Annotated in this window: 11 protein-coding genes; 6 read left to right on the forward strand and 5 right to left on the reverse strand. The window is 68.5% G+C overall.

Annotated elements, in window-relative coordinates:
* The first annotated feature begins 126 nt into the window (after positions 1–126).
* Positions 127–435: a hypothetical protein gene (locus AC5P6X_RS13740; protein WP_495215504.1), complete on the forward strand. Its 309-nt coding sequence runs from the start codon at positions 127–129 to the stop codon at positions 433–435.
* Here the strand turns inward: AC5P6X_RS13740 and AC5P6X_RS13745 are convergent.
* The gene (locus tag AC5P6X_RS13745) at positions 413–1,468 is read right to left on the reverse strand and encodes a DNA topoisomerase IB (RefSeq protein WP_322533714.1); all 1,056 of its coding nucleotides are present in this window, start codon (positions 1,466–1,468) and stop codon (positions 413–415) included. The two genes, AC5P6X_RS13740 and AC5P6X_RS13745, sit on opposite strands and share 23 nt — an antisense overlap.
* Before the next feature lie 111 nt (positions 1,469–1,579).
* Between AC5P6X_RS13745 and AC5P6X_RS13750 the strand changes: the two genes are divergently transcribed.
* From AC5P6X_RS13750 to AC5P6X_RS13760, 3 genes are all read left to right on the forward strand, one after another.
* Positions 1,580–1,969: an I78 family peptidase inhibitor gene (locus AC5P6X_RS13750; RefSeq protein WP_005407509.1), complete on the forward strand. Its 390-nt coding sequence runs from the start codon at positions 1,580–1,582 to the stop codon at positions 1,967–1,969.
* 174 nt (positions 1,970–2,143) lie between these two features.
* Positions 2,144–6,598, forward strand: a complete 4,455-nt coding sequence (gene gltB / locus AC5P6X_RS13755) for a glutamate synthase large subunit (RefSeq protein ID WP_049449747.1) — start codon at positions 2,144–2,146, stop codon at positions 6,596–6,598.
* A gap of 85 nt (positions 6,599–6,683) precedes the next feature.
* Positions 6,684–8,129 carry an FAD-dependent oxidoreductase gene (locus AC5P6X_RS13760; protein WP_005407507.1) on the forward strand — a complete coding sequence of 482 codons (1,446 nt, stop codon included), beginning with the start codon at positions 6,684–6,686 and terminating at the stop codon, positions 8,127–8,129.
* On the opposite strand, the gene AC5P6X_RS13765 is transcribed toward AC5P6X_RS13760, so the two are convergent.
* On the reverse strand, positions 8,115–10,523 hold the full coding sequence (locus tag AC5P6X_RS13765) for a response regulator (protein ID WP_329755819.1): 2,409 nt from the start codon (positions 10,521–10,523) through the stop codon (positions 8,115–8,117). The two genes, AC5P6X_RS13760 and AC5P6X_RS13765, sit on opposite strands and share 15 nt — an antisense overlap.
* A gap of 167 nt (positions 10,524–10,690) precedes the next feature.
* Here AC5P6X_RS13765 and AC5P6X_RS13770 point away from each other — a divergent pair, with 167 nt between their 5' ends.
* On the forward strand, positions 10,691–11,557 hold the full coding sequence (locus AC5P6X_RS13770; protein ID WP_049449746.1) for a methylglyoxal synthase: 867 nt from the start codon (positions 10,691–10,693) through the stop codon (positions 11,555–11,557).
* Between the two features lie 495 nt (positions 11,558–12,052).
* Here the strand turns inward: AC5P6X_RS13770 and AC5P6X_RS13775 are convergent, their stop codons facing one another.
* Genes AC5P6X_RS13775 through ttcA form a run of 3 tightly spaced genes read right to left on the reverse strand, consistent with a single transcriptional unit; the run spans position 12,053 to position 14,754 of the window.
* On the reverse strand, positions 12,053–12,832 hold the full coding sequence (locus AC5P6X_RS13775; protein WP_049449745.1) for a M48 family metallopeptidase: 780 nt from the start codon (positions 12,830–12,832) through the stop codon (positions 12,053–12,055).
* 59 nt (positions 12,833–12,891) lie between these two features.
* Positions 12,892–13,797: a recombination-associated protein RdgC gene (locus tag AC5P6X_RS13780; protein WP_005411825.1), complete on the reverse strand. Its 906-nt coding sequence runs from the start codon at positions 13,795–13,797 to the stop codon at positions 12,892–12,894.
* Between the two features lie 36 nt (positions 13,798–13,833).
* Positions 13,834–14,754: a tRNA 2-thiocytidine(32) synthetase TtcA gene (gene ttcA, locus AC5P6X_RS13785; RefSeq protein WP_180843176.1), complete on the reverse strand. Its 921-nt coding sequence runs from the start codon at positions 14,752–14,754 to the stop codon at positions 13,834–13,836.
* 90 nt (positions 14,755–14,844) lie between these two features.
* Between ttcA and AC5P6X_RS13790 the strand changes: the two genes are divergently transcribed.
* Positions 14,845–15,048, forward strand: coding sequence for a YdcH family protein (locus tag AC5P6X_RS13790; protein ID WP_005407501.1), 204 nt, complete (start codon positions 14,845–14,847; stop codon positions 15,046–15,048).
* Positions 15,049–15,066: the final 18 nt, after the last annotated feature.

The following is a 15,066-nucleotide window of genomic DNA, read 5'->3' on the forward strand; positions in this document are numbered from 1 at the left end:
TCCTGCAGTGTCTCCACCCCTGCTGTTGGCGGCAGTGAGCGCGCCGTGTCCATGATGTGCACGGCATTCATTCCGCCACCACGTGCGCCGTCGCACCCTGCACGCAATCACACAAGGAGCGCCTCCATGAAACACGCCATCGCCACCGCCGCCGTCTGCTTTGCCCTCGCCGCCTGCAGCAGCACACCGGTGGCCCAGGTACAGCCGATCGACGGTGTGATTTCCGGCCAGTGCCACAGCGACAGGGTGCGCGGCGCACTTGGTCTGGCCGCGTCGGACGCCACCGTCGCACGCGCACGGGTGGACAGCGACAGCCTGCACGTACGGGTACTGCGCCACGACGGCCCGCGGGTGCCGCCGGCCAGCGAAGGCGGCGACCGCCTGACCATCGAAAAGGGCCGTATCAACAACATCACCGCGATCTACTGCGGCTGAGCCGGCGCGCCCTGCGCAGCACGCGCAGGGTCGCCTGTTCCCACTGGCGCGGCCCACGCAGGCCGGCGAGCGTGGCCAGTTCGCCGCGCTCCCAGCCGGCGAACACGCAGGGGTCGATATAGGCCTTGCGGCACACCGCCGGGGTATTGCCCAACAGCGACGCCACTTCGCACACCACCGCACGCTGCGCCTGCGCCAGCGCGCGCTGGCTGGCCGGTTCCGGCAGTTCGGTGGCGGCAAACGCCTGCACCGCCGCAACCGTCCCGCCCCAGGTGCGGAAATCCTTGGCAGTGAAGTCCTCGCCCATCACCTCGCGCAGGTAGTCGTTCACCGCGCCGGAGTCGACCGGCTGCAGCGCACCGTCGTCATCGCGGTACTGGAACAGCGCCTGCCCCGGCAGCTGCTGCAGGCGCCGCACCAGCAGCCCCAGCCTGCGGTCGCCCACGGTGACCTCCTGCAGCTGCCCGGACTTGCCACGGAAGCGCATGCGCACGCGGCCACCGCGCAGCAGCTCCAGATGCCGGTTTCGCAGTGTGGTCAGTCCAAACGAACGGTTCTGCTGCACATAGGTCTCATTGCCGACCCGCACCAGCGTGTCCGCCAACAGCGCGACCACCATGGCCAGCACCTTTTCCTTCGGGAAACCGTGGCGCTTGAGATCCCGCGACAGCCGCCGCCGCAGCGTAGGCAACGCCTCGCCAAAGGCGATGATGCGGTCGAACTTGCCGGCATCGCGCTCCCTGGCCCAATCGGGGTGGTAACGGTACTGCTTGCGACCGCGCGCATCACGACCGGTGGCCTGCAGGTGGCCGTTGGCATGGGCGCAGATCCACACCGCGGTGTAGGCCGGTGGGATCGCCAGTGCGCGGATGCGTTGCAGGGTGGTGGCGTCGCGTATCGCGTGGCCATCAGCATCGCGGTAGCTGAAGCCCTTGCCGGCGCGGCGCCGGCTGATGCCCGGCTGGGTGTCGTCGACATAGCGCAGGCCGGCCGCGCGCGCTGCCTGTCGTTCGGGGGTGGAGGGAGTTGGCATGTCTCCAGTGTCGCCGTCGCCATGCCGCGATCCTGTCGATAACACAAGACAAACACGTGAGGGCCGGTTCGCCGCTATGCTCGGGTCTTCACAACCCCTTCCGGAGTCATGATGTCGTTCCCGATTCGCGCCCGTTCGCTCTCCGCCCTGTTGCTGCCGGCCGTGCTGGCCCTGACCGCCTGCCAGGCACCGGCGCTGGATGAACAGGATTCGGCCACCGCCCACGCCCAGCAGGCCGCCGAAGCAGCCAAGGCGCCGGCCGACGACGCCGGCAAGGCCACCGAGGCTCCGCCGGTCGGCACCTGCGATGCCAGCCAGGTACAGAGCCTGGTCGGCCAGGCCTACACCGATGCCCTCGGCAAGCAGGCACAGGAAGATGCAGGTGCCAGCCAGGTGCGCGTGCTCAAGCCCAATGATGTGGCCACGATGGAGTTCCTCGGCGACCGCCTGAACATCGAAGTGGACGACAAGGGCGCCGTCAGCGGCGTGCGCTGCGGCTGAGTTCGACCCCGCGCCGGCACTGGGTTGCCGGCGCGTTCCGTTGCACCTGCAACCGTGTATTGCGGCGTTGCAGCAACCTGTGATCTAGTCGAGGCATCCGGTGGCCTCACGATGCGCTCCAGGGAATGAGCGGGGACGAGTGTCGCCGCCAACCCTATACGCATCGAGGTAGAGATGGCCCCCCGCAACCGCCAAGGGCTTTACGACCCGCGCTCCGAGCGCGATGCCTGTGGATTTGGCATGGTCGCCCAGCTCGACGATCAACCATCGCGCCTGTTGGTTGATACCGCCATCGCCGCGCTTTCGCGCATGACCCACCGTGGCGGTGTCGCCGCCGATGGCCTGACCGGTGATGGCTGCGGCCTGCTGCTGCGCCGCCCCGATGCGTTCCTGAAACTGCTGGCCAGCGAAGCCGGCATCACCACCGCCGCGCGTTTCGCCGCCGGCCTGGTATTCCTGCCGCATGACGCCGACGCGGCGCAGGCCTGCCGCGCGCAGCTGCAGGCGCAGGTGGAAGCGGTGGGCTGCAAGGTCGCTGGCTGGCGCGAGGTACCGACCGACGACAGCGTCTGCGGCCAACTGGCGCGCGACACGCTGCCGCGCATCGAGCAGGTGTTCGTCGATGCCGGGGTTGGCCAGGATGATGCCGGCTTCGCACTGGCGCTGTTCCTGGCCCGTCGCCGCAGCGAACAGCAGCTGCGCGAACACGCCGACTTCTACGTCGCCACCCTCACCCCGGATGCGATCAGCTACAAGGGCATGGTGCTGCCGGACAAGCTCAGCCGCTTCTTCCCGGACCTGCAGCGCCGCGAGCTGGCCTCCAGCGCGATCGTGTTCCACCAGCGCTTCTCGACCAACACGCTGCCGCGCTGGCCGCTCGCCCACCCGTTCCGCATGCTCGCCCACAACGGCGAGATCAACACCATCGAGGGCAATCGTCGCTGGGCGCAGGCGCGCAGCAAGGTGTGGAAGACGCCGCGCTTCGATATTGGTGAATTCGACCCGGTCATCTCCATGCACGGTTCGGATTCGCAGAGCCTGGACAACATGCTGGAGCTGATGGTCGCCGGTGGCATGGAGCTGATCCAGGCGCTGCGCATCCTGGTGCCGCCCGCCACCCAGTCGCTGGAGTTCAAGGACCCGGACCTGGCCGCGTTCTACGAGTTCCACGGCCTCAACAGCGAGCCGTGGGATGGCCCGGCCGGCATCGTTGCCTGCGACAGCCGCTACGCCGTCTGCACCCTCGACCGCAACGGCCTGCGCCCGGCGCGCTGGATGCTGACCGCCGACCGCCACTTCCTGGTCGCCTCCGAGGCCGGCGTGTGGGAAGTGCCGACCGAGCGCGTGGTGCGCAAGGGCAAGCTCGGCCCCGGCGAGATGATCGCGATCGACCTCAAGCGCGGCGACCTGCTCGACTCCGACGCGGTGGACCGCATCAACCGTGGCCGTGCGCCGTACAAGCAGTGGCTGCAGCAGGGCGTGACCTACCTGCAGACCGAACTGATCGACCCGTCGCTGGTGGAAGAGCCGTTCGACGAAGCGACCCTGCGCAGCTACCACAAGCTCTACCAGCTCAGCAGCGAGGAAGTGGAGCAGGTGCTGCGGCCGCTGGCCGAGACCGAGCAGGAAGCCACTGGCTCGATGGGCGATGACACGCCGATGGCCGTGCTGAGCCAGCGCAGCCGCCCGCTGTACGACTATTTCCGCCAGGCCTTCGCGCAGGTCACCAACCCGCCGATCGATCCGCTGCGCGAAGACTGCGCGATGTCCCTGTCCACCCAGCTCGGCAAGGAGACCAACATCTTCCATGCCGGCCCGGAGACGGTGAACCACGTCATCCTCAACTCGCCGGTGCTGAGCCAGCGCAAGCTGCGCCAGCTGCTGAAGATGGAGCAGTACGTGCAGGCCAACCGTCTGCTCGACCTGTCCTACAGCGAGGACGAGGGCCTGCGCGCCGGCATCGAGCGCATCTGCAGCGAAGCCGAACAGGCCGCGCGCGATGGCATGGTGATGCTGCTGCTGTCCGACCGCTACCCGGTGGCCGGGCGGCCGATGGTGCACGCGCTGCTGGCCACCAGTGCCATCCACCACCACCTGTCGCGGCTGGGCCTGCGCTGCGACGTGAATCTCATCGTCGAGACCGGCACCGCGCGCGACCCGCACCACATGGCCTGCCTGCTCGGCTTCGGTGCCACCGCGGTATACCCGTACCTGGCCTACCAGACCCTGTTCGACCTGGGCCGCCGTGGCATCCTCAAGCTGAGCAAGGGCGGTGAGCAGTCGCAGATCGGCCGCCGCTACCGCAAGGGTGTCTACAAGGGCCTGTCGAAGATCATCTCGAAGATGGGCATCTGTACCGTGGCCAGCTACCGCGGCGCGCAGCTGTTCGAGATCATCGGCCTGGAACCGGAAGTGGTGGACCTGTGCTTCCCGGATACGGCCTCGCGCATCGGTGGCGCTGGCTTCGCGCGCCTGGATGCCGACGCACGCGAGCTGTGCGCGCAGGCCTGGGACGCGCAGCAGGACGTGGACGTGGGCGGCCTGCTGAAGTACGTGCACGGCGGCGAGTACCACATGTACAACCCGGACGTGGTCACCACCCTGCAGCGCGCGGCGCGCAGCGGTGACCCGCGTGCCTGGCAGCAGTACTGCGATGCCGTGCATGCACGGCCGCCGTCGGCGCTGCGCGACCTGCTGGAACTGGTGCCGGCGGCCACGCCGGTAGCGCTGGACGAGGTGGCTCCGGCCAGTACCCTGTTCCCGCGCTTCGATACCGCGGCGATCAGCCTGGGCGCACTGTCGCCGGAAGCACATGAAGCATTGGCCATTGCCATGAACCGCCTCGGCGGCCGCAGCAATTCCGGCGAAGGCGGTGAGGATCCCGCCCGCTATGGCACCGCAAAGCGCAGCAAGATCAAGCAGGTCGCCTCGGGCCGCTTCGGCGTCACCGCTGAGTACCTGGTCAACGCCGAAGTGCTGCAGATCAAGGTCGCGCAGGGCGCCAAGCCCGGCGAGGGCGGCCAGCTGCCGGGCCACAAGGTGAACGAACTGATCGCGCGCCTGCGCTATGCCCGGCCCGGGATCGGCCTGATCTCGCCGCCGCCGCACCACGACATCTATTCGATCGAAGACCTGGCCCAGCTGATCTACGACCTCAAGCAGGTCAACCCGACCGCGCTGGTGTCGGTAAAGCTGGTCAGCCATGCCGGCGTGGGCACGATCGCCGCCGGCGTGGTCAAGGCCGGTGCGGACCTGATCACCATCTCCGGCCACGACGGTGGCACCGGAGCCTCGCCGGTCAGTTCGATCCGCTATGCCGGCGTGCCGTGGGAACTGGGCGTGGCCGAAGCGCACCAGGCGCTGCTGGCGAACGACCTGCGCGGGCGCACCCTGCTGCAGACCGATGGTGGCCTGAAGACCGGCCTGGACGTGGTCAAGGCCGCGCTGCTGGGCGCGGACAGCTTCGGCTTCGGCACCGCGCCGATGATCGTGCTGGGCTGCAAGTACCTGCGTATCTGCCACCTCAACAACTGCGCCACCGGCGTGGCCACCCAGGACGAGCGCCTGCGCGAGAACCACTTCACCGGCCAGCCTGAGCGCGTGGAGAACTTCTTCCGGCTGCTGGCCGAGGAAGTGCGCGGTTGGCTGTCCTACCTGGGCGCGCGCTCGCTGGAAGAGATCGTCGGCCGTACCGACCTGCTGCGCCAGATCGATGCTGCGCCGCGCGACGGCGTGCGCGTGGACCTGTCGCGCCTGCTGGCCGACAGCCGCTACGAGGGCAGCCACTGCGCCGCGCAGCGGCTGTACGAATCGCCGGACAGCCTGGCCACGCAGATGGATGGCCTGCTGGCGCCGGCCATCGAGCACAAGCGCGGTGGCGAGCATCGGTTCCTGATCCACAACACCGACCGCAGCATCGGCACCCGGCTGGCCGGTGCGGTGGCACGCGCGCACGGCAACCAGGGCATGGCCGAGGCACCGCTGGAACTGCGCTTCCGCGGCAGCGCCGGGCAGAGCTTTGGTGCCTTCAATGTCGGTGGCCTGCACCTGGAAGTGGAGGGTGAAGCCAACGACTACGTCGGCAAGGGCATGGCCGGCGGCCGCTTGGTGGTGCGCCCGCCGCGTGGTGCCCGTTTCGAGGCACGCAGCACTGCGATCATCGGCAACACCTGCCTGTATGGCGCCACCGGGGGCGAGCTGTTCGCTGCCGGTCGTGCCGGCGAACGTTTCGCGGTGCGCAATTCCGGCGCGCTGGCGGTGGTGGAAGGCGCCGGTGACCACTGCTGCGAATACATGACCGATGGCGTGGTGCTGGTACTGGGCAAGGTCGGCCTGAACTTCGGTGCCGGCTTCACCGGCGGCCTGGCCTACGTGCTGGACGTGGACCGCGATTTCGTCGACCGCTACAACCACGAGCTGATCGACATCCATCGCGTCTCCGCCGAGGGCTTCGAGAACTACCGCCAGCACCTGCACCGCCTGATCGGCCGCCACCGCGAGCTGACCGGCAGCATCTGGGCGCAGCAGATCCTGGACGAGTTCCGCGATTACATCGGCAAGTTCTGGCTGGTCAAACCGAAGGCCGCCAGCATCGAGTCGCTGACCGAAACCCTGCGACGCGCCGCGTAACGGTAGTGCCGGCCGCTGGCCGGCAACCCAGGACCACGTAGTGCCGGCCGCTGGCCGGCAACCGCAAAACACCACAGAGCCCGCCATGAGCCGCAAGCACGCCTTCCAGTTCCTCGACCTGCCCCGCACCATGCCGCAGCGCATTCCGGTGGAACTGCGCACGTCCGGCGACTGGGGCGAGTTGTACGGCAAGTTCGGCAAGGAGGACGCCCAGTACCAGGCCGGCCGTTGCCTGGACTGCGGCAACCCCTACTGCAGCTGGAAGTGCCCGGTGCACAACGCCATTCCGCAGTGGCTGCAGCTGGTGCAGGAAAACCGCATCCACGAAGCGGCCACGCTGTGCCACAGCACCAACCCGCTGCCGGAAGTGTGCGGCCGGGTCTGCCCGCAGGACCGGCTGTGCGAAGGCAGCTGCACACTGGAGGAATTCGGCGCAGTCACCATCGGCGCGGTCGAGAAGTACATCGTTGATACCGCGCTGGCCACGGGCTGGCGCCCGGACCTGGGCGCGGTGCAGCCGACCGGCCACAGCGTGGCGGTGATCGGCGCTGGCCCGGCCGGGCTGGCCTGTGCCGACCGTCTGGCGCGCGCCGGCATTGCCGCCGTGGTCTACGACCGCTACGAGCAGATCGGCGGCCTGCTGCAGTTCGGCATTCCCAGCTTCAAGCTGGACAAGGATGTGATCCACCGCCGCCGCGAAGTGCTCGAGGGCATGGGTGTGCAGTTCCGCCTCGGTGTGGAGATCGGCCGTGACCTCAGCGTGCAGCAGCTGCTGGACAGCCACGATGCGGTGTTCGTCGGTACCGGTGCCTACCGCTATACCGACGGTGGCCTCGACGGCCAGGACCTGAAGGGCGTGCTGCCGGCACTGCCGTTCCTGGTGCAGAACAGCCGCATCGTCGGCGGCGATGATCCGAAGGGCCGGCCCATTGCCGGCTGGGAAGACAGCATCGCCCTGCCCGACCTCAACGGCAAGCGCGTGGTGGTGCTCGGTGGCGGTGATACCGGCATGGACTGCGTGCGCAGCGCGGTGCGGCTGGGCGCGGCCAAGGTCACCTGTGCCTACCGCCGCGACGAAGCCAACATGCCCGGCAGCGCGCGCGAAGTGGCCAATGCGCGCGAGGAAGGCGTGCGCTTCCTGTTCAACCGCCAGCCGCTGTCGATCGAAGCCGGCGCCGACGATGAGGTGATCGGCGTGACCGTGGTCGAAACCCGGCTGGGTGAGCCCGACGCCAATGGCCGCCAGAATGCGGTGCCGATCGACGGCAGCGAATCGCTGCTGGAGGCCGATGTGGTGATCATCGCCTTCGGCTTCTCGCCAACCGTGCCGGCGTGGCTGGCCGAGCACGGCGTGGAAGGCCGGTCCAACGGCCGCATCGTGGCTGGCGGCAAGGACCGCCTGCCATTCCAGACTGCGCACCCGCGCCTGTTCGCCGGCGGTGACGCAGTGCGTGGCGCCGACCTGGTGGTGACCGCCGTGGCCGAAGGCCGCGACGCCGCCGCCAGCATCATCCGCCTATTGGCGCACTGATTCCGGCGCCAGCAGCACGGCCAGCAAGCCCCGCAGTTCCTGCGCCGCCACCGGCTTGGCCAGGAAATGATCGATGCCCGCTTCGCGGCAGGCCTCGCGGGTGCGATCCAGCGCGCTGGCCGTGAGCGCGATGATCGGGACCTGCGCGCGAACCGCGCAGGCGTCGGCGCGGATGGCCCGTGCCAAGGCAAAGCCATCCATGTGCGGCATGTGGCAGTCGGTGATGACCAGGTCGAACGCCCGCGCCTGCCAGGCCTCGAAGGCCTGGCGACCATCGGCGCAGGCGTGCACCTGCAGACCCAGATCATGCAGGCGCTGCTCCAGCAGGTGCAGGTTGGTGGGGTGATCTTCAGCTACCAGCACCCGGGCCGACGACAGTGGCCGCGCCGCCTCTGCCGGAAGCGGCAATGCCTCGGCAGGCAACTCACAGGCGTCCAGATCCAGTTCCAGCCACACGGTGGTGCCCTTGCCTGGCGCGCTGCGCAGGCACAGTTCTGCTTCCATCGATGCAGCCAGTTCACGGCAGATCGCCAGGCCCAGGCCGCTGCCGCCGAAACGGCGCGTTGTCGATGCCTCGGCCTGGGTGTAGGCAGCGAACACCGCCTGTTGCCGTTCCGGGCTGATGCCCACCCCGCTGTCACTGACCTGCAGGCGAAGACGTTGGCCGCGATCGTGCTGCTGCAGCACCTGCACCTGCAGATCCACGCCGCCATGCTCGGTGAACTTGAGCGCGTTGCCGGCAAGGTTGAACAGGATCTGGCGCAGGCGCAGGCCATCGGCCAGCGATCCGGCCTGCAATTCCGGATCAAGTTCGATCCGCAGATGCAGGCCCCGGCTGGCCGCCACCGGCATCAGCAACTGCTGTACCGCGCGCACCAGTGCCGCCACGCTCGTGGGTCGCAGCTGCAGCGGCAGTGCCTGCAGCCGTTGGCTGTGCAGCACGTCGTCCAGGATCTGCCGCAGCATCTGGGCAGCATCACCCACGGTCACCAGCACCTGTTGCTGGCGATGATCCAGATCGCTGCCCTCCAACCGCTCGAGCATGCCCAGCAGGGTGCTCATCGGCGTGCGGATCTCGTGGCTCATGGTTGCCAGGAAGTGGGCCTTGGCCAGCGCTGCCTGCTCGGCCGCACGGCGCGCCTCGGCCAGCGCATGGGTGCGCGCCTGCACTCCGCTTACGTCGATCCAGTAGCCACTCCACTCGACGTCGCCGCTGTCCAGGGACAGCGGCCGTCCATGCGAGTGGACCCAGCGCCAGCCTTGTGGCGAGCGCGTGCGGAAGGTGACATCGATCGGGCCCCGCGCCAGGGCAGCGGCGTCGACGGTATCCATCAGCCGCGAGCGATCATCGGGATGAACCGCAGCCAGCAGGCGCTGATGATCGATCAGGGCGGTTTCCACGCTGATTCCGAACAACGCCTGCACGTCGCCTGCGATCTGGGGAAAGCTGTAGTGGCCGGTGGCAGAGCGACGCACCTGATAGACCACCGCTGGCAGGTTCGAGGTCACCTCCTGCAGGCGTTGCGCAGCCACGCGGCGACGCTCGCTCTCGCGATGCACGCGCCAGTAGCCGAAGGCGTACACCAGCATGAGCGCCAGCAGGGTCAGCGAGGCCGGCACCAGCCAGCGCAGGGGGGACGCAGAGGGCGGGTGTCGCGGCTGGTTCGGCAGCCAGGACGTGCGGATCGCCTCGCGTTCGTTCGCGGTCAGCTGCGACACGGCCCGCTCGAACACCGGGATGACGTCGGCGCAGGCGGGCACGGTGGCCAGCACCGGCGCGTCGTCGATTCCGGCCGGCGCAGCGATTACCAGCGGCTCGCCCCGATAGTGGCGCAACGCGGCCTCGACCTCCCCAAGATTGGCGACCACGGCATCGACCAGGCCCGTGCCCAGCAGTGACAGGGCGTCGTCGATGGGGGCGGGGGGCAACAGCTGCACGCCAGACGCCTGTTCGGTCAGCGCCCCGACCAGCGACAGCGGGTCGGGACTGGCCACGGTGCCTCCGCGCAACGCCTCCAGGCCCAGCACCGGCGATGCATCCCGGCGCCGCACGATGACCTGTGGCAGCTGCACGTAGGGCGCACTGGCCACCCACCCCGTCGGCAACTGCGAGCGCGACCAGCCCAGCATTGCCTGGACGTCGGGCGGCACCGTTCCCTCAGCGATGGCGGCGGTTGGCAATGGCTGCATCTGCAGTGGTCGCTGCGCGCCCAGCAGCTTCAGGTACTGCGCGCTGAGCCCGCGCGGCTGGCCCTGCTCGCTGGAGGACAACGGCGCGCGGTCGGCGGGCCAGGCAATGCGCAGCGGCGTCCTGCAACCCGCAGCGGCGGCCAGGGCAGGCAACAGCAGGCCGGCCACGACCGCGGTGGCGGCACGCAGGCCAGCGGCGTTCACGATGGGCATCCTCTTCTGGCGGGCGGAATGAACGGCCGCGCAGCGGTACCGCTGCCTCTTACGCTAGCGGCGCGTGGACGAGGCGCAATGAAGAAAGTTGTAAAAACACCAAGATAGGTGAATGGCGACATACACTGCCGCTTTCACCCGTATCTGCGGAGCATTCGATGCGCATCGGCCTGGCTGCCAACCGTCTCCATCACCACGACGCGCGCGCCGCCCTGTTCCGCTGGCTGCGCGTCAGCGAACCCGGCCTGCGCGAGCTGGGCGTGTCGCTGCACGCGGTCGGCCGCACCCATGACGCGATACAGCGACAGGGCTTCCTGACCGGATACGCGGGCCTGCATCGCTACCCCTACGGTCGCGAGGGTGGCTTGATGAAGCTGGTGGCCGAGGTGGTTGGCATGGGGCCGGATCGGACACTGGATGGCGCGGTCTACCTGATCGATCCGGTCGATCCATCCTCGGTGTTTCCGGAAGCCACGGCGCTGAAGCGGCAGTGCGTGATCCACGGCAAGCCTTTCATTTCCACCGTGGCCACCGCGCGCGACTGGATCGAGGTGGAACGCATCCATGCCGGACTGGCTGCCGATGCTGGCGCCGACGACCTGCATGCGTTCGAAGGACAGACGCTGGCGCTGATCGCGCACGACGCGATGAAGCCGGCGATGCTGGCCTTCGCCGATGAGCACTTCGATGTGCTGGCGCGGTTCGGTGAGCGGGTGGCAACCGGAACCACCGGCCAGCGCTTGAACGAGCTGGCGTGGAGCCGTGGCTGGCCCAGCGATACGCCCTGGGTGACGCGCTACCAGAGCGGCCCGATGGGCGGCGATGCGCAGATTGCCGACCGGGTACTGGAAGGGCGCTGCCAGCGCGCGATCTTCTTCGAGGATCCGCACGTGGCGCGCCAGCATGAGGCGGATATCCAGCTGCTGGAGCGCGCGGTGACGACGGTGACCGACCAGGCGGTGTGCATTACGGCGCCGCGGGTGGCGGCGCGCTGGGCGGCGGCGGCGGCGTTGCGGGCGAGGTGAGGATTTCGGCCAACGGCTGAGTCCCTCGTGGTGGGTGGTATCCGAAGGCAAAGCCGTGCTTGGCCGGGCGGGGTGGATTGCGCAGGGATCGCTGCAAGTACCCCTCCGGGGCCCGGCCCAGCCGCTGGCGGCTGTGCGTTCAGGCGCTTGCGAAGCAGTGCTTCGCAAGCAAAGCGCCTTCACCCCTGTAAGCTCGGTCGCCGCATCCATGCGGCTCACGCCCCTGCGCAACCCACCCCGCCCGGCCACGGACCGATTCCGGTGTGCCCACCACGGAAGAAAGAAAAGAAGAGCAGGCGCGGGTCGCGCGCTGCGCGCGCTCCATGGCGCGTTGCCAGGGCGGGGAATGCTCATCCTCTGCGCAGACTCTGTGCAGCGTCGAGCCTGCCCGACTGCCCAGCCCACTCTCTGGAGGAAAGCCCCTTCTGTTGAAGGGGCGCGCCGAAGGCGGGGGTAGAGGAAGAATGCGCGGGCAACTGCTGTAGCGCCCGCGCGCTATAGCAGTTGCCGCAGCATCGCCTTCAGTCGGCGCCCTTCGAGCTGGAAGTAATCGCGCTGTTCGCGCCAGGCGGGGAAGCGTTGTTCCACTTCGTGCCAGAACGCGGGCGAGTGGTTGGGCTGGATCAGGTGGCAGAGCTCGTGCACCAGCACGTACTCGAACGCTTCCGAACGACCGAGCACGAGGGCCAGGTCCAGTGCCATGCTGCCATCGGGGGCGAGCGAGCCCCATTGCGAGGACATCACCTTCAATCGCAGGCGGCTGGGTGCGCGCGGCAGTGTGGGCAGGTACTTCGGCAGCCAGCGGCCGACATCGGCGCGGGTCTGTGCTTCGTAGAACTCGCGCAGCAGGCGACGCAGGGTGGCGTCACCACCACGTGTCGGCCACTGCACGCAGGCACCATGCGCGTCGATCTCCAGGCGCGCGTAGCGGCCTTCCTGCCAGCGCAGCGGCAACAGTTCGCCGCGCAGGGGCAGCACGCCGTCTTCGCCCGGCTGCAGCGGTGACGGCAGGCCCTGGCCCTGGTACTGGCGCAGCTGCAGTGCCAGCCAGTCGCGGTGCTGTTCCAGGAAGCGTTCGCCCATCACCAGGCTTGCGCGCGGCGGCAGGGTCAGGCGCGCGCCGCGTTCGTCCACGCTCAGCTTGATGCGGCGCGCACGCGGATCGCGCACGCGCAGTACCTCGATCTCGGCATCCTCCAGGCGCAGGCGAACGGTGTCGCGCTGTACGGTGGCGGGAGGGGTCGGGCTGATCAGGCGGCGCAGCAGACGGCTCATGCGCCCAGCATAGCGCCGCTTCGGGCCGCCGGATGACCGGCGGCCGTCGGGCTGCCTGTTCAGTCAGCCTTGCTGAGCTTGAAGGCTTCTTCCAGCAACAGGAACAGACGGCGGATCTCGGCGCTCTGCAGGGCGAAGCGGGCGTCGAACTCGGCGCGGCGGCCGTCTTCGTCGGCATGCTCCAGCTGGTCCAGGGCGCCGTCGAGGAACTTCAGCTTGCGCACGATCAGGTCGTCGCCGATGACGAAGGACAGGTTGTCCTCGAAGATCAGCGCCAGCTTGGTCACCTGCTTGCCGGCATCCAGGTGCTTGTCGATCTCATCGCAGCGCAGTTCCTGGTGCTGGCACTTGACCACCGCGCCGCCTTCCACCGGGTCCTTCATCTCGCACTCTTCGCCCAGGCTCAGCCCGGTCGGCAGCGGCTCGCCGGCGATCCAGCCGGTCAGGATCGAACGCGGCGCGACTTCGGCGTTCAGCGGCATCGCCGGGAAGCTGCCGAGCAGGCCGCGGATGTCGGACATGAAGTACTCGCCGGTCTTGCGGCTGGAGGTATCCACCGCCACGTAACCGTGCTGCAGGTCGATGAAGGCGTCGTTGCGCGAGGACTTCACGAAGGCGCGCGGCAGCAGTTCATGCAGCAGGTCGTCCTTCATGCGCTTGCGCTCGCGGCCACCCGGGCGGCGGCCTTCCTTCTCCTCGATCTCCTCCAGCTTGCGCTCGAGCAGGTCGTTGACCACCGCCGCCGGCAGGATCTTGTCCTCGCCGCCCACGGTCAGCCACAGGTGTTCGGCGATGCGGTGGGAGAGCAGTTCCTTCTCCTCGCGGCCGAACGGCGAGATGAAGCCGCGCGAGTTCATTTCCAGTGCGCCGACCGGCTTCAGCAGGGCGTGCGGCAGCAGCGTGTCGACTTCGGAAAAATCGGTGGTGGTCGGGAAACGGAAGAACGTCAGGTTGCGAAAGAACATGGAATTCCGGATGGCAAAGAGGAAGGGCGACCGACCTTAAACGGTGGGCGTCTCGGGATCTGCGTCGGCGTCGGCCGGGGAACCGGCCAGCCAGGCATGGGCGTCGGGCAGCGGCGCGTCGTCGCGACGGCCCAGCGCCATGAAGTCGAACAGGGTGGTGTCGGCCAGCTGCGAGGGCCGGACTTCGCCCATGGCGCGCGCGATCTGCTCGATGCGGCCCGGGTGGTCCTTCTCCCACTGCTTCAGCATCAGGCCGACCTGGCGGCGCTGCAGGTTCTCCTGGCTGCCGCACAGGTTGCAGGGAATGATCGGGAACTGGCGTGCCTGCGCGTACTCGACGATGTCGCTCTCGCGCACGTAGGCCAGCGGCCGGATCACCACGTGCTTGCCGTCATCGCTGCGCAGCTTCGGCGGCATGCCCGACAGCTTGGCGTGGTGGAACAGGTTCATGAAGAACGTGGCCACCATGTCGTCGCGGTGGTGGCCCAGCGCGATCTTGGTGAAGCCGTGGGTCTCGGCGTAGTTGTACAGCGCACCACGACGCAGGCGCGAGCACAGCGAACACATGGTCTTGCCTTCCGGGATGACCCGGCTGACCACCGAATAGGTGTCCTGCTCGATGATGTGGTATGGCACGCCCAGCCCGGCCAGGTACTCCGGCAGCACGTGCTCGGGGAAGTCCGGCTGTTTCTGGTCCAGGTTCACCGCCACCAGCTCGAACGGCACCGGCGCCTTCTTCTGCAGCTGCAGCAGCACGTCCAGCAGGGTGTAGCTGTCCTTGCCGCCGGACAGGCAGACCATCACCTTGTCGCCGGCCTCGATCATGCCGAAGTCGGCAATCGCCTCGCCGACCTGGCGGCGCAGGCGCTTGGCCAGCTTGTGCTGCTCGCGCTCGGCCACGCGCGGATCGCGGGCGGCGCGCGGCTGGGGATCGGGGAGGGAAATCACGGCACTCATGGGCTCCATTCTAACGGCTCGGAGCGGCCACGGCCGGGGGTCGGGATTCCCCTCTCCCGGCGGTCATCATCGCTGTGTATCCTCGAAGCCGTGGATACCTACGACCCCGCCGAGATTGTCGAACGCCTCGCCGCCCTGCGCGCCGAGCACCGCCTGCTGGATGAACAGATCACCCGCATGGCCGCCAACGGCGAGGACGAGCTGGAAGCCAAGCGCCTGAAGCGGCGCAAGCTGCAGTTGAAGGACTGCATTGCCAGGCTGGAAAGCCTGCAGATTCCCGACGAACCGGCCTAAAGACCGTCCTGGTGGGTG

Source organism: Stenotrophomonas sp. YJH_SMC_40 (assembly GCF_059368615.1).

Excerpts from the sequence above, each read along its gene's own strand:
- AC5P6X_RS13740 (WP_495215504.1), top strand. The coding sequence starts at position 127 with ATGAAACACGCCATCGCCACCGCCGCCGTCTGCTTTGCCCTCGCCGCC.
- AC5P6X_RS13745 (WP_322533714.1), bottom strand. The coding sequence starts at position 1,468 with ATGCCAACTCCCTCCACCCCCGAACGACAGGCAGCGCGCGCGGCCGGC.
- AC5P6X_RS13750 (WP_005407509.1), top strand. The coding sequence starts at position 1,580 with ATGTCGTTCCCGATTCGCGCCCGTTCGCTCTCCGCCCTGTTGCTGCCG.
- gltB (WP_049449747.1), top strand. The coding sequence starts at position 2,144 with ATGGCCCCCCGCAACCGCCAAGGGCTTTACGACCCGCGCTCCGAGCGC.
- AC5P6X_RS13760 (WP_005407507.1), top strand. The coding sequence starts at position 6,684 with ATGAGCCGCAAGCACGCCTTCCAGTTCCTCGACCTGCCCCGCACCATG.
- AC5P6X_RS13770 (WP_049449746.1), top strand. The coding sequence starts at position 10,691 with ATGCGCATCGGCCTGGCTGCCAACCGTCTCCATCACCACGACGCGCGC.
- AC5P6X_RS13775 (WP_049449745.1), bottom strand. The coding sequence starts at position 12,832 with ATGAGCCGTCTGCTGCGCCGCCTGATCAGCCCGACCCCTCCCGCCACC.
- AC5P6X_RS13780 (WP_005411825.1), bottom strand. The coding sequence starts at position 13,797 with ATGTTCTTTCGCAACCTGACGTTCTTCCGTTTCCCGACCACCACCGAT.
- ttcA (WP_180843176.1), bottom strand. The coding sequence starts at position 14,754 with ATGAGTGCCGTGATTTCCCTCCCCGATCCCCAGCCGCGCGCCGCCCGC.